At 69.4% G+C, this 13,758-nt stretch carries 12 protein-coding genes and 1 riboswitch; of the genes, 6 read left to right on the top strand and 6 right to left on the bottom strand.

Features of this window, described 5'->3' with window-relative positions:
* The first annotated feature begins 8 nt into the window (after positions 1-8).
* From ACSHWB_RS22855 to ACSHWB_RS22865, 3 genes are all read left to right on the top strand, one after another.
* The gene (locus ACSHWB_RS22855; RefSeq protein WP_439664033.1) at positions 9-902 is read left to right on the top strand and encodes a DegV family protein; all 894 of its coding nucleotides are present in this window, start codon (positions 9-11) and stop codon (positions 900-902) included.
* 87 nt (positions 903-989) lie between these two features.
* Positions 990-1,691, top strand: a complete 702-nt coding sequence (locus ACSHWB_RS22860) for a helix-hairpin-helix domain-containing protein (protein WP_439664034.1) — start codon at positions 990-992, stop codon at positions 1,689-1,691.
* A 927-nt stretch (positions 1,692-2,618) separates the two neighbouring features.
* The gene (locus ACSHWB_RS22865; protein WP_439664035.1) at positions 2,619-5,186 is read left to right on the top strand and encodes a DNA internalization-related competence protein ComEC/Rec2; all 2,568 of its coding nucleotides are present in this window, start codon (positions 2,619-2,621) and stop codon (positions 5,184-5,186) included.
* Here ACSHWB_RS22865 and thrC read toward each other — a convergent pair.
* The gene (thrC, locus tag ACSHWB_RS22870; RefSeq protein ID WP_439664036.1) at positions 5,170-6,426 is read right to left on the bottom strand and encodes a threonine synthase; all 1,257 of its coding nucleotides are present in this window, start codon (positions 6,424-6,426) and stop codon (positions 5,170-5,172) included. The genes ACSHWB_RS22865 and thrC overlap by 17 nt on opposite strands.
* A gap of 11 nt (positions 6,427-6,437) precedes the next feature.
* Positions 6,438-6,572, bottom strand: a riboswitch (SAM riboswitch).
* Positions 6,573-6,659: 87 nt separating this feature from the next.
* Between thrC and holA the strand changes: the two genes are divergently transcribed.
* Entirely contained in the window at positions 6,660-7,628 is a 969-nt protein-coding gene (holA, locus tag ACSHWB_RS22875) for a DNA polymerase III subunit delta (RefSeq protein WP_439664037.1), read from the top strand.
* 13 nt (positions 7,629-7,641) lie between these two features.
* On the opposite strand, the gene ACSHWB_RS22880 is transcribed toward holA, so the two are convergent.
* The 3 genes from ACSHWB_RS22880 to ACSHWB_RS22890 form a co-directional block, all read right to left on the bottom strand.
* Positions 7,642-8,451: a hypothetical protein gene (locus ACSHWB_RS22880; RefSeq protein ID WP_439664038.1), complete on the bottom strand. Its 810-nt coding sequence runs from the start codon at positions 8,449-8,451 to the stop codon at positions 7,642-7,644.
* A 100-nt stretch (positions 8,452-8,551) separates the two neighbouring features.
* Positions 8,552-8,818 (bottom strand): 30S ribosomal protein S20, encoded by a 267-nt coding sequence (rpsT, locus tag ACSHWB_RS22885; protein ID WP_439664039.1) that lies wholly within the window; start codon positions 8,816-8,818, stop codon positions 8,552-8,554.
* Positions 8,819-8,943: 125 nt separating this feature from the next.
* Positions 8,944-11,208, bottom strand: a complete 2,265-nt coding sequence (locus ACSHWB_RS22890; protein WP_439664040.1) for a glycoside hydrolase family 3 N-terminal domain-containing protein — start codon at positions 11,206-11,208, stop codon at positions 8,944-8,946.
* Positions 11,209-11,359: 151 nt separating this feature from the next.
* Between ACSHWB_RS22890 and ACSHWB_RS22895 the strand changes: the two genes are divergently transcribed.
* Positions 11,360-12,094 carry a PIG-L deacetylase family protein gene (locus ACSHWB_RS22895; RefSeq protein WP_439664041.1) on the top strand — a complete coding sequence of 245 codons (735 nt, stop codon included), beginning with the start codon at positions 11,360-11,362 and terminating at the stop codon, positions 12,092-12,094.
* A 3-nt stretch (positions 12,095-12,097) separates the two neighbouring features.
* Here the strand turns inward: ACSHWB_RS22895 and ACSHWB_RS22900 are convergent, their stop codons facing one another.
* Both ACSHWB_RS22900 and ACSHWB_RS22905 read right to left on the bottom strand, forming a co-directional pair.
* Positions 12,098-12,313, bottom strand: coding sequence for a hypothetical protein (locus ACSHWB_RS22900; protein WP_360048882.1), 216 nt, complete (start codon positions 12,311-12,313; stop codon positions 12,098-12,100).
* Entirely contained in the window at positions 12,313-13,245 is a 933-nt protein-coding gene (locus ACSHWB_RS22905; RefSeq protein WP_439664042.1) for an SPFH domain-containing protein, read from the bottom strand. The genes ACSHWB_RS22900 and ACSHWB_RS22905 overlap by 1 nt, the downstream gene beginning before the upstream one ends.
* Positions 13,246-13,318: 73 nt before the next feature.
* On the opposite strand from ACSHWB_RS22905, the gene ACSHWB_RS22910 reads away from it, so the two are divergent.
* Positions 13,319-13,753, top strand: a complete 435-nt coding sequence (locus ACSHWB_RS22910) for an NUDIX domain-containing protein (protein ID WP_439664043.1) — start codon at positions 13,319-13,321, stop codon at positions 13,751-13,753.
* Positions 13,754-13,758 lie beyond the last annotated feature (5 nt).

A 13,758-nucleotide genomic window follows, 5' to 3' on the forward strand; every position in this document is an offset into this window, starting at 1 on the left:
CGTCGCTCGTGCGCATCTCCATCGTCACCGACTCCACGGCATACCTGCCCGAGGGGTTCGCGAAGCGCCATGCGATCACCGTCGTGCCGCTGCACGTGGCGGTGGACGGTGCCGGACGCCTCGACGGCGTCGATTTCGGTCCTTTCGAGCTCGCCGCCGCCCTCGCCGAGCATCGCCGCGTCACCACATCACGGCCCACGCCAGGCGAGATGGCCGCTGTGTACCGCGAGGCGCTCTCTTCGTCGGATGCGGTCGTGTCCGTGCATCTCTCTCGTGAGTTGTCCGGGACGTGGGAGGCCGCACGGCTGGCAGCTGAGGAGATCGATCCCTCCCGGATTCGTGTCGTCGACTCGCGGTCGACGGGCATGGGACTCGGGTTCTCGGTGTTGCGCGCCTGCGCGGCCGTGGCCGCCGGCCACACGCACGCCGAGGTCGAGGACGCTGCCTCCTCCGCCGCGCAGCAGACGCGGATGTTCTTCTGCCTGGAGACGCTGGAGCACCTGCGCCGGGGCGGCCGGATCGGCACGGCGGCGGCCCTGGTGGGGACCGCGCTGGCCGTGAAGCCGTTGCTGCACATGGACGACGGCCGGATCGTGCCGCTGGAGAAGGTGCGCACGATCAGCCGCGCAGTGGGCCGTCTGGTCGACCTGGCGGCGGCCGCGGCAGGCGATGGCCCCGTAGGACTGGCCGTGCACCACCTGGCCGCTCCCGAACGCGCCGCCGAACTGGCGACCCGCCTGGACGAACGGCTGCCCGGCTCGACGGGCTGTGTGATCTCGGAAGTGGGTGCGGTGATCGGCGCGCACACGGGCCCAGGCGTGCTGGGCGTCGTGGTGCTGCCGGGAGGACCCGACAGCCTCCCACACACCCCCGACAATTCCCGGCCCGAGAGGCCCGAGTGATCGCGACCTGTCCACAACCCGCGAGTAATCCACAGCCCCGGAGCTGACCCCACCTCCCCACCCACCCCGCTCCGTAACGTCCCTCGCATGCTCCCCCGCCCCCACCAGGACTCCCTTCCGACCGAACGCCTCGCCGCCCTGGCCGACAAGGTGAGAGCCGACCCGACCCTGGTCTACGCACGATCAGAGGACGCGGACGAACACGGCCCGCCCCGCCGCCGCTTCCACCTGCCCCGCCTCCCGCGCCGCGGCCTGCTGGCACTGGGCGTGGCCGTGGCCTGCACGGTGATAGGCCTGGGCAGCTGGTGGCAGAGCCCAGCCGCAGAACCAGCCCCAGACCTGGCCCTCGTGAGCACCTCGTCCCCAGCCCCCGAGCTGGTGGTGAACGTGGTCGGCGAGGTGGCCACCCCAGGCCTGGTCACCGCACCGTCAGGCGCACGGGTGGCCGACGCCATCCGCCTGGCCGGAGGCATGAAGCCGGGCACGAACCTCCACAACCTGAACCTGGCCCGCAAACTCACCGACGGCGAACAGATAGCGGTGGGCATCCCACCCCCACCACCTGACGCAGGCGGACCCCAACCAGGCACACCCCAACCAAAGCTGAACCTGAACTCCGCCACCCCGACCGAACTGGACGCCCTCCCAGGCGTAGGCCCGGTGACGGCCCAACGCATCGTCGACCACCGCACCCGCAAGGGCCCCTTCGCCTCGGTGGACCAACTCCGCGACGTGGAAGGCATCGGCGAGTCGAAGCTGGCCAAGCTCTCCGACCTGGTCCACACATGACCCTCGCCACCAAGGCCCTGGCCCTCTACCTCCGCACAAGGGCCCACTACCACCACCTGACCAACCACCCCCTCCGCCAAGCCGACCACAACCACCTACCCCGCCCGCTCTCCCTCGCCTTCCCGCTACACCGCACCCCAACCACTCGCCGCCGGCCCCGGTCCCGCCCGCTCACCAGGGCCCTCCGCCAAGCGCTGGCCACGGCCTTCCCACCCCAACCGGCCCCACCACAGGCCGCTCCGCCGTCTCAGCTCCCAGCACCAAAACCCACCTCTGCCGCCAGGCATGCAGCGCACCTGCCGCCTGTGCGCGGCCACCGTGCCGAAGCGCTGAACTCCCGCCGTACCAACGGAAACTCGCCCGGCTCTCGCTCGGTGATGGGACTGAGCCATGCCCACGCCATGCTCAGCCGCCGCTCGCGCAACGACACCGCTAGCCCACCCCACGGCCCTGCGGCCCCGCCCAGCCCACCCCGCCTGCTCGCCCCTGCCTCCACCCCACTCCCGCCCCCAACCGATCGGAGCCAGCCATGCCCTCAGTCCGCATCACCCGCCACCCACGCATCGACACCGCCTGGCACCACTCCACAGCCCGACACCCCCAAATCCAGCCGCCCCACCTCCTACACCGCACCCGCCCGACAAAGCTCCCTCACCCCCGACAAAGCAGCCCTGACCCCAGACCTCCCACCCCAGAAGGGAGGCCCCGATGTCCCGCAAACACCCACTAACCCACGACTACCGCCTGGTCCCAGCAGCCGCAGCTGTCTGGACCACAGCAGCCGCCGGCCTCTTCCTGAGCTGGCAAGCGGCAGCGATCACCGGCCTGACAGCAGGAGCCATCGGCCTAGCAGCGTGGCGAAGAGCGTGGTGGCCAAGAACCTGCGCGATAGCCCTACTGATCTCCGGCCCGGTAGCCGCAGCCTGGGTGGGAGGCGCAGTCCTCAAAGCCGAGACCCACCCCCTTCACCTGGCCGCCAACGAGGGCCGCGGCACCACCCTGACCGTCGAACTCACCACCAGACCGAAAGGAATCCGAGCAGCAGGCTTCGGCGGAACCCAGGCAGGCGTGGAGAACGTGGTGATCCGAGCGACGGCGAACGGCGCCCAACTGGTGCTGCTCGCCCCCGCGGACAAGTGGCGGGATCTGCTGCCAGGCCAGAAGGTCACGGCCAAAGGCACCCTCGCCCCACCCAGAGGAGGTGACCTGGCCTCAGCATTGCTGCGAGTCCGAGGTCCACCGAACAACCCACAGCCACCACCGGTCTGGCAAACCTGGGCCGACGAGTTCCGCGACGGCCTCAGACAGGCCAGCGCGGTACTGGACGATGAGGAGGCCGGACTCCTACCGGCACTGGTGGTGGGCGACACCGAGCAGATGGTGCCGCGCATCGTGGACGAGTTCCGAACAGCCGGCCTCTCCCACCTGCTGGCCGTGAGCGGCGCGAATCTAGCCATCGTGTGCGGCGCGGTCTACCTCCTGACGAGGCGACTAGGCCCACGTCCGGCGGCGCTGTCAGCCATGGCGGCGTTGGTCGGGTTCGTCATCCTGGCCGGGCCGGAGCCGAGTGTGCTCAGGGCTGCCGTCATGGGTGGTGTCGCGTTGCTGGGGTTGGTGCTGGGCCGGCAACGGTCCGCGGTGCCGAGCCTTGCGACGGCTGTGCTCGTCCTGGTGCTGCACGATCCAGCGCTCGGCGGTGATCCGGGGTTCGCGTTGTCCGTGGTGGCGACGGCGGCGTTGGTGCTCGTCGCGCCGAGGTGGGCACGGGCGCTCAAACGGCGTGGCGTGCCGAACGGGCTGGCTGAGGCGATCGTCGTGCCGATGGCCGCGAGTCTGGCCACGGCTCCGGTGGTGGCAGGGCTTTCCGGGCAGGTGAGCCTGGTGTCGGTGCTGGCCAACCTCATAACCGGGCCGGTGGTCGCGCCGGCGACGGTGCTGGGGGTGGTGGCGGCGGCCGTTGCGCCGCTGTCGCCTCGGGTGGCCGAGGTTGTCACGCATGTTGCCGGCCCTGCGGTTGGTTGGCTGATCCAGGTTGGGCGGCGGGCGTCGGCCGTGCCTGGTGCGGCGGTCGGCTGGCCTGATGGCTGGGTCGGGGCGATCGCGCTGACGGCGGTCACTGTGGTGGTCGTGTTGTTGTTGCGGTTCAAGAAGACGCGGACGTTGATCGTCGCGGTGCTCGTCGGCGGGTTCGTGGTGCTGGTGCCCATGAGGGTTGTGGCGCCAACCTGGCCGCCCGACGGGTGGAAGGTCATCACCTGTGACGTGGGGCAGGGCGATGCGCTGGTGCTCGCGACCGATGATCCCGAGACGGCGGTGCTGGTCGACACCGGGCCCGATCCCGGCGCGGTGGACCGGTGCCTGAAGACGTTGGGGATCAAGAAGATTCCGCTGGTGGTGTTGACGCACCTGCACGCGGATCACGTCGGCGGTCTTGGCGCCGTGCTCACCGGGCGTGCGGTGGGGGCGGTGGCGGTCGGGCCGCTCAAGGAGCCCGCGTGGGCGTGGAGGGAGGTCGGCGAACGGGCTCGCGCGCAGAACGTGCGGGTCGTGGAGCCGAAGGCGGGCGAGCGGTTCGCCTTGCCTGGACTGGAGTTGGAGGTGATGGGACCTCGGCGGGCGCCGGTCGTCGCGGCCGAGAACACGACGGTGAACGACTACTCGCTCGTGCTCAGGGCGCACACGAGGGCGGGCCGGGTGTTGCTCACCGGTGACGTCGAACTGGCCGGCCAGGCGGCGTTGCTGGGGGAGCGGGACCTGAGCGCCGAGGTGCTCAAGGTGCCGCACCACGGGTCGCGGTACTCGCTGCCCGCGTTCCTCAAGGCCGTGCGGCCTCGGGTGGCGCTGGTGAGCGTCGGCACGGGGAACAGGTACGGGCACCCGAGTCCGCACGTCATCGACGTGTTGCGGACGGGAGGTGCGTTGGTGTTGCGCACGGACATGGATGGCGACCTGGCGGTGTTGCCGGGAAACCGAATCGTACGAAGGAGAAGAGATGGTCTGGGTCAGGTTGTTCAACGCGCGCTACCCGATTGCCGGTGGCACGCCAGGGCTCGCTTGGGCGCTGTGGCAGACGAACTACTCGGCGACGCCGTGGCCGCACGACGAGCTCAAGCCCGATTTCGGTTACTACATCTGCGAAACGCTCGAAGACGGCACCCGCGCTGTCACCTACAAAGCGGTGATCACGCACGTGCTGCCGCAGACGAAGGCGGCGACACCGGAGGAGGCGTTCGACCTCGTCGCGGAGCACGTGTTCGACGACGAGCTGCGGATCGCGCCGGACGTGTGGCACGACTACCACTACAACGCGCTCAAGGCGGAAGCCCCGTGGCCGCAACGGATCGTGGCGTGGCGCGCGGTCGTGGAACGGGTCGGGCCGCACGTGGTGGACGGCCTGCAACGGTTCCCGCGCACGGGCTGGCTCAAGACGGACGCGATCTCCCTGTGAGCCAAGGAGATCGCGTCCGGAGGGAGGTGCTCAGCCCAGTGCCTTGATGACGGCCTCGGCCGACGGCGGCACCGTCGCGCGCGGGCCGATCGTGTCGCCGAGTGCGTCGAGGGTCTTGAGGCCGTCGCCGGTGATCAGCAGCACGGTCTCGGCGTCGGGGTCGAGCTGGCCCGACTCGAACAGCTTCTTCGCCGTCGCGACGGTCACGCCGCCGGCGGTCTCGGCGAAGATGCCCTCGGTGCGGGCGAGCAGCTTGATGCCCTCGACGACCTCTTCGTCGGTGACGTCGTCGATGGCGCCGTTGGTGCGGCGGACCGCGTCGAGCACGTACGGGCCGTCGGCCGGGGCGCCGATCGCCAGCGAGCGGGCGATGGTGTCCGGGCGGACCGGGCGGATGACGTCGTGGCCGGCCTTGAAGGCGGCCGAGATCGGGGAGCAGCCGGTGGCCTGCGCGCCGAACACCTTGTACGGCGTGGCTTCCACGAGGTCCAGCTGGCCGAGCTCGCGGAACGCCTTGTCGACCTTGGTGAGCTGCGAGCCGGAGGCGATCGGCACGACGATCTGGTCGGGCAGGCGCCAGCCGAGCTGTTCGGCGACCTCGTAGCCGAGCGTCTTCGAGCCTTCCGCGTAGTACGGGCGGACGTTGACGTTCACGAACGCCCAGTCCTCGTTCTCCGCGGCGAGTTCCTGGGCGAGGCGGTTCACGTCGTCGTAGTTGCCGTCGACGGCGATCAGGGCACCGTCGTAGACGGCGCTCATGAGGATCTTGGCGCGCTCGAGGTTGGAGGGCACGAGAACGACGGACTTCCAGCCCGCGCGGGCGGCGGCCGCGGCGACGGCGTTCGCCAGGTTGCCGGTGGACGGGCAGGCCAGCACCTTGAAGCCGAGCTCGCGGGCCGCGGCGAGCGCTACGCCGACGACGCGGTCCTTGAACGAGTGGGTGGGGTTGCCGGTGTCGTCCTTCACCCAGATCTTGCGGACGCCGAGGGCCTTGGCGAGGTTGTGCGCCTCGACCAGGCGGGTGCCGCCGGGGTCGGTGTTCGGGTGCTGTTCCACAGTGGACGGAACAGGGAGAAGGCCGCGGTAGCGCCAGATCGACCTGGGGCCGGCCTCGATGTCCTCGCGCCGGATCTTCCCGAAGTCGTAGGCCACTTCCAGCGGCCCGAAACACTCGAGACAGGCGTACTCAGGAGCGAGAGGGGTTTCATTTCCGCACTCACGGCACAGCAGTGCGCGGGCGGGGCCGAGGTCGAAGGTGGTGCTCGTCGGCACAGAGACAGCAGTCATCGCGAGGTATCTCCTCATCTTTCCCGCGAAATCGAACGGGTCGGAATTGGCACCGTGATCGTCGTGTGCGCACAGTTCTGCGCATAGCGGTGACGCCGGTTGCCGGGGCTTCGTCGGGCCGTTCCCTCTGCCCCTCTGGATGAGCGGTGTTCAGTTGTGGCCACCAACCTACGGCACCGGTCCGTTGGTCGGCCACAAACGTCCACGATTCGAGACGTGGGAAGATGCCGGTCGTGAGCGCACCGGAGTCACTGCACCTCGTCGTCGGCGAAGAGGAGTTGCTGGTCGAACGGGCTGTTCGGGCGGCTCTCGAGGCTGCCCGCGAGGTCGACCCGACGGCCGATCTGACCCGCGTCCAGGTGACTGATCTCACGGCTCCGGAGCTGGCCGAACTGGTCAGTCCGTCGCTGTTCGCGGAGGGTCGCGTGATCGTCCTGCAGAACGGGCAGGACATCAGCAAGGAGGTCGCCGACACGGTGCTCTCCTACGTGAAGTCGCCCGCGGACGGGGTCACGCTCGTCGTCCTGCACACGGGCGGTGGCCGCAGCAAGGCGGCCAAGGACCTGCCGGGGCAGCTGAAGAAGGCCGGTGCCGCGGTCACGGAGTGCGCCAAGATCACCAAGTCCGGTGAGCGCGAGGCGTTCGTGCGCAACGAGGTGCGGCAGGCGGGCGGCAAGATCGACTCGGAGGCCGTCGCCACGCTCATCGACGCGGTGGGCACGAACCTGCGTGAGCTCGCCGCGGCCGCGTCGCAGCTCGTCTCCGACACCGACGGCAAGGTGACGGTGGAGGAGATCCGCCGCTACCACCAGGGCAAGGCCGAGGTGACGGGGTTCGCCGTCGCGGAGAAGGCCGTCACGGGTGACCGGGCTGGCGCCATGGAGGCGTTGCGCTGGGCCATGCAGCTCGGTGTGCCGCACGTGCTGGTCGCGGACGCGCTGGCGGACGCGGTGCGCACGGTCGCGCGGGTGTCCGCGGTGGGGCGCGCCGACCCGTTCAGCCTGGCCGGGCCGCTGGGCATGCCGCCGTGGAAGATCAAGAAGGCGCAGGCCCAGGCCCGCGGCTGGGACCAGTCGGGGCTCGCCGACGCGATGCAGGTGGTCGCGGGGCTCAACGCCGACGTGAAGGGCGTGGCGGCCGACGCCGGCTACGCGCTGGAGCGTGCCGTGCTCCGGATCGTGGCCGCGCACAGCCGCCGCTGACCACGGCCGCTGATCACTGCGGGCGAGGGATCCCGATCAGGTACTGGGCTCCCGTGAAGCCGGGTTCGACGCCGATCGTCCACGTGAACGACTCGGTGCCGTTCATGCCGTCGACCATCCTCTGTAGTTCCGCACGTCCGTACATGCGCAGGAACGACACGACGCTGTCCCAGAACATCATGAACGGCAGCACCGGCACGACGTAGGTGAGCGCCAGCCGCAGCAGGTAGCGCGGCAGGGGATTGCGCTGGAACGGCGCCGCCAGCAGCACGGCCAGCGTGAGGAAGAACGGGAACACCAGCACGTAGAGCCACGACCGCTTGGTGTCGACGACGACGATCGGCTGCCGGGTGTCGACGGCGTTCTGCAGCATGCGCGTGGCCAGTTCAGGCGGGAAGTGGTGGAAGGCGCCGTAGATCGTCCGCGTGCCTTCCAGCCGGCAGTCGGTGGCGTCGACGGACGACGGCACGTGGTCCACCGAGCAGCACGGGTCCGGCAGTCGTCGCCGGTTGCCCGCGGCGACACGTTCGAAGGCGGGCACGTTCGGCACCAGGTCCGTCAGCGTGACCTGGGTGTGGACACCCGAGGCGTGCAGCCGCCGCTGGATCAGCGGCACCGGCCCGCCCGACCCCGCGCAGAGGTCGACGATCCGGTGGTCCGCGCCCGACCGCAGCGCCAGCGCCAACGGCCGTGAGTACTCCCGCGCGGCGTCCGTCAGCCGGTAGATGGTCGTGATCGACTCGGTGTGCAGGGTCCGCAGCACGGGCGGGGTGCCGTCGAGGTCGTGCAGCTCGAAGAAGTCGATGCGCGGAAGCGATTCCATGGATCTACGCCTACCGTGCCCGGGACCACATGCGAAAGGGCTCCACTTCCCCGAGAGGAAGTGGAGCCCTTTGCAGAAGTTCGAAGAACTACGAGCGAGATCAGCCCTCGAGGGAGTTCGCGCGCAGCGCCATCGCCGACTTCTTGTTGGCGGCCTGGTTGGCGTGGATGACGCCCTTGCTGGCGGCCTTGTCGAGCTTGCGGGACGCGTCCTGCAGCAGCTCCAGGGCCTGCGCCTTGTCACCGGCCTCGGCAGCCTCGCGGAACTTGCGGATGGCCGTCTTGAGGGACGACTTGACCGACTTGTTGCGAAGGCGAGCCTTCTCGTTGGTCTTGATCCGCTTGAGCTGGGACTTGATGTTCGCCATGCGACATCACCCTTCTTGTCGAAACCGGAGTTCGTGACGCGCTATGTCGGCACCGGCCACAAGGGCCAGGTCTCCTCCACGGCGGAGAGCCGCGCGTTCACGACGACGAAGGATATCAGGCCAGCTCAGCGCACCGTGAAGGTGGCCTTCTCGGCGCCGACCACGGCCTCGTAGCCGCCGCGGGCGACCTCACGCCGTCCGTCACCGTCCACGTCGCCGACGGTCAGGGCCAGCTGCGAGAGCTTGAACGAGACCTCGACCTGCTTCGACTGCCCCGCAGCGAGTTCCACGCGGGTGAAGCCCACCAGCCGGGCGTCCGGGGTCAGGACGGGGGAGGCCGGCTGACGCACGTAGACCGGCACCACCGCGGTGCCCGCACGCGCACCGGTGTTCGCCACCGTGAACTTCACCACGCCGTTCTGACGGTCAACGGACACCGAGGTCCCCGAGGTCGTGAACGACGTGTACGACAGCCCGTGCCCGAACGCGTAGAGCGGGTCGTACTTCGCTCCCGCCGAGGTGTTCGCGCCCGGCAGCTGGTCGTAGGTCAGCGTCGGGTCGCCCAGCGCCTTCGGCCACGAGATCGGCAGCTTGCCGCTCGGGTTCACCGCGCCGAACAGCACGTCGGCGATCGCCCTGCCACCCTCACTGCCCGGCAACCAGCCCGCGACCAGCGCGTTCGCGTCCGCCGCCGCACCGAGCACCTGCGGGCGCGCGGTCAGCAGCACCACGACCACCGGCTTGCCGGTCGCCTGCACCGCGTCCACCCACGCCTGCTGCTCGGGCGTCAGCACCGGGTTCTCCGTGTCGGCAGGACCCTCCGCACCGGGCTTCTCACCCAGGACGACGACAACCGCGTCCGCATCGGCGGCGTCAGCCACCGCGGCCGCAGGGGTCGCGGCGTGCACAACGGACGCACCAGGAACGGCCTCGCGCACACCGGTCAGCACGGTCGCGGTCGGCGGCAACGGCGAGTCGTCCGGCACGCCCTGCCACTCGACGGTCCAGCCACCGAGCTGACGGCGCACGTCGTCCGCGGTCTCCCCGGTCACGACGATCTTCTTGGCGGCGGAGGACAACGGCAGCACGCCGTCGTTCTTCAGCAGCACCGTGCCCTCGGCCGCCGCCTGGCGAGCCAGCGAGCGGTCCACGTTCACCACGTTGCCGTCGGCCTTCGCCGGGTCCACGTACGGCTTCTCGAACAGCCCCAGGTCGAACTTGAGCTTCAGCACCCGCCGCACGGCCTGGTCGATCCGCCCGCGCGACACGGACCCGTCACGCACGTTCGCCAGCAGCAACGACGTGAACTCGGCCGCGTTCGACGGCTCCATCGCCATGTCCACACCGGCGTTGACGCTCATCGCGATCGCCGTCTTGTAGTCGGGCGCGACCTTGTGCCGGTCCACCAGGTACTTCATGTCCTGCCAGTCCGAGACCGCGACGCCCTTGAAGCCCATGCGGTCACGGAGCTGCGTCTGCAGCATGTACTTCGACGCGTGCACCGGCACACCGTTGATCGAACCGGAGTTGATCATCACGGTCTTCACGCCCGCGTCGAACTGCGCCTGGAACGACGGCAGCACGAGGTCCTGCAGCTGCCGGATCGGGATCTGCGCCGCCGCGCGGTCGTGCCCGTTCGCCGGCGCCGAGTAGCCCGCAAAGTGCTTCGCCGTGGCGGTCAGCTGCGCGGTGTCGTCCACTTTGGTCTGCTGCCCGCGCACGTTCGCCGCCGCCAGCTGGCCGGACAGGAACGGGTCCTCGCTGTAGGTCTCGTAGTAACGGCCCCAGCGCGTGTCCCGTGCGATGTCGGAGACCGGTGCGAAGTTCCAGAAGACACCGGTGGCGCGCAACGCCTTCGACGCCGACACCCCGATCTTCTCCTGCAGTCCCGGATCCCACGTGGCGCCGAGCCCGATCTGGTGCGGGAACATCGTCGCGGAGATGACGTTGTTGTGCCCGTGCACACCGTCCGCGCCGTAGATGATCGGGATCTTCAACCTGTTGTTCTCCAACGCATAGCGCTGGATCGCGTTGTTCATCTCGGCCCACGCCTTGGGCGTGTTGTCGAGCGGCGCGTCACCGCCACCGGACAGGATCGAGCCCACGTGCGCGTCCGCGAGCACCGCCTTCAGACACGCGTCGACCAACGGCCCGTTGACGTTGTTGCAGTCACCGCGCAGCTTCCCGACGCGGATCTGGGCCATCTGCCCGATCTTCTCCTCGACCGTCATCCTGCGCAGCAGGTCCTCCACCCGCCGCTCGGCCGACGCCCGACTGTCCAGATAGATCTCTTTACCCGCCGCCAGACCACCTGCCGGTGTCAGTGACGCGATCAGCACAGCAACGCCCAGCACGCCGACACTGGCGCGCTTGCGGGAGAACAAAGACAAGACTCCTCCACGTTCCCGGTGCGCCCGCCGCACACCCTCGCGTGGCGAAGTCGGTCAAAACACCCCCGAACGGCTGAACTCGATGACAGCGTTTTCATGCTGGTGAAACGCCTGATCAGCCGCTGCGGCCGGAAGGAGGAAAAATGGCCGGATGACACTGCCCGAGCTTCCAGAGGAGTCCTTCAGACGGGTGCTCTGCGTCGTCGCGCATCCCGACGACATGGAGTACGGCACGTCCGCGGCCATCGCCCGCTGGACCGCCAAAGGCATCGAGGTCGGCTATCTGCTGCTCACCCGAGGTGAGGCGGGGATGCCGAACCCGCCGGAGGAGACGGCCCGGCTGCGCACCGCCGAACAGCAGGCCGCCTGCGCCGTCGTCGGCGTCGAGCACCTGAGGATCCTCGAGCATCCGGACGGGGTCCTCGTCTACGGCCTCGATCTGCGCCGGGACATCTGCCGCGAGATCCGCGAGTTCAAGCCCGACGCCGTGCTCGGCAGCGCGTTCGCGGTCGAGACGCCGTGGGGCTTCGACCAGGCCGACCACCGCGCGGCCGGCCTCGCGACCCTCGACGCGCTGCGCGACGCCGGCAACCGCTGGGTGTTCCCCGACCAGGTCGACGAGGGCCTCGAACCGCACTCGCCACGCTGGTACCTGACGCCCGCGATGGGACCCGGAGCGACGCACGGTGTCGACGTGACCGGCGAGCCGTTGCGGCGCGGCGTGGCCTCACTGGAAGCGCACGCCGCGTACCTGGCCGCCCTTCCTGGGCACCCGGCCCCGGCGGACTTCATCCCGAAGGTCGCCGCGATGGGCGGACAGGCCATGGGCGTCGAGCACGCCGTGCTCTTCCGCGCCCACGACCTGCAGGCACCCCCGGAGTTCTGAACCTCACTCGCCCGGCTCGTCCGGGGCCTTCTTCGGGGGCCTGCCGCGGCGAGGCATCTTCTTCGCCTCGCCTGGCAGGCGGCCCGCCTCCGCCAGTGCACGCCGCAGCAGGAACTCGATCTGCGCGTTGGTGCTGCGCAGCTCGTCATTCGCCCACCTGCTCAACGCGTCGTGCACCGCCGGGTCCAGCCTGAGCAGAACGCTTTTACGTTCGGCCATCAGGTGTAGAGCGAACCGGTGTTGACCACGGGCTGAGTGGAACGGTCACCGCACAGGACGACGAGCAGGTTCGAGACCATCGCCGCCTTGCGTTCCTCGTCGAGCTCCACGACGTCGTGCTCGGCGAGCCGGGCCAGCGCGAGCTCGACCATGCCGACGGCGCCCTCGACGATCCGGGTCCGTGCCGCCACGACCGCGCTCGCCTGCTGCCGCTGCAACATCGCGTGCGCGATCTCCGGTGCGTACGCGAGGTGCGTGAGCCGCGACTCGATCACCTTCACGCCCGCGGACTGCACGCGTGCCGAGATCTCGATCGCGAGCGTCTCGGTGATCTCGTCCGCGTTCTCCCGCAGCGAGAGGCCGGTCTCCTCGTGGTTGTCGTACGGGTAGCTGTTCGCGATGTGCCGCACCGCGGTCTCGGTCTGGATGCCGACGAACCGCACGAAGTCGTCGACCTCGAACCGGGCCCGCGCGGTGTCCTCGACCTGCCAGACGACCACGGCCGCGATCTCGATCGGGTTGCCGTCGGCGTCGTTGACCTTGAGCGTCGCCGTCTCGTGGTTGCGAATCCGTACGGAGATCTTTTCCCGCGTGGTGATCGGGTTCGCCCACCGCAGACCGTCCGTGCGCGCCGTGCCCACGTAACGGCCGAGGAACTGCAGCACGCGCACCTCGCCGGGCGCGACGGTGAACAGCCCCTTCCAGATCACCGCGGCGGCCAGGAACAGCAGCACTCCGGTGAGCAGCAGCCCGGCCGCCGGGTCGCCGTCGGCAGCGTCGGTCGCCTTGATCCCCTCGATGACCGTCCACACGCTCACAGCGAGCACCGCCAACCCAGCGAAGAACATGAGGAGACCGGGCAGCTCCCGCGCTTGCTTCTCGCGGACGACAGGCGCCGGCATCTGGACCGTCGTCTCGATGGATGCACTCATCCAGGACCCCCTAGCGAAGTAGTATCTAAGTGATATCACTTTTCTGTGATGATCGCCAGTTAGGCTGGATCGCATGAGGGCGAAGAAGCAGCGCGTGGCCGCGTACGGGGTGTGCATCAACGAGGACGACGAGATCCTGCTGGCGCGCTGGCTTGGCCCAAAGGGCAAACGTTGGATCCTGCCCGGCGGCGGCATCGACCACGGCGAGCACCCGTACGACGGGGTCGTCCGGGAGTTCGAGGAGGAGACCGGACACGTCGTCGAGGTGGTCCGCCTGCTCGGCATCGACTCCGAGCTCCGCGAGGAACCAGACCGCGACTACCACGCGCTTCGCATCATGTACGAGGTGCGGATCGTGGGCGGCGAACTGCGCAACGAGGTGGGTGGCACGACCGACCTCGCGCAGTGGTTCCCGGTGGCAGAGGTCGGACAACTGGACCGCGTGCCGTCACTGGACACGGCACTTGGTCTGTACCGAACTGCCCCACCTGCCGGAATCTTGCGGTAGATTTC

The organism is Lentzea sp. HUAS TT2 (genome assembly GCF_051853195.1).
In the GTDB taxonomy this organism is placed as follows: Bacteria; Actinomycetota; Actinomycetes; order Mycobacteriales; family Pseudonocardiaceae; genus Lentzea.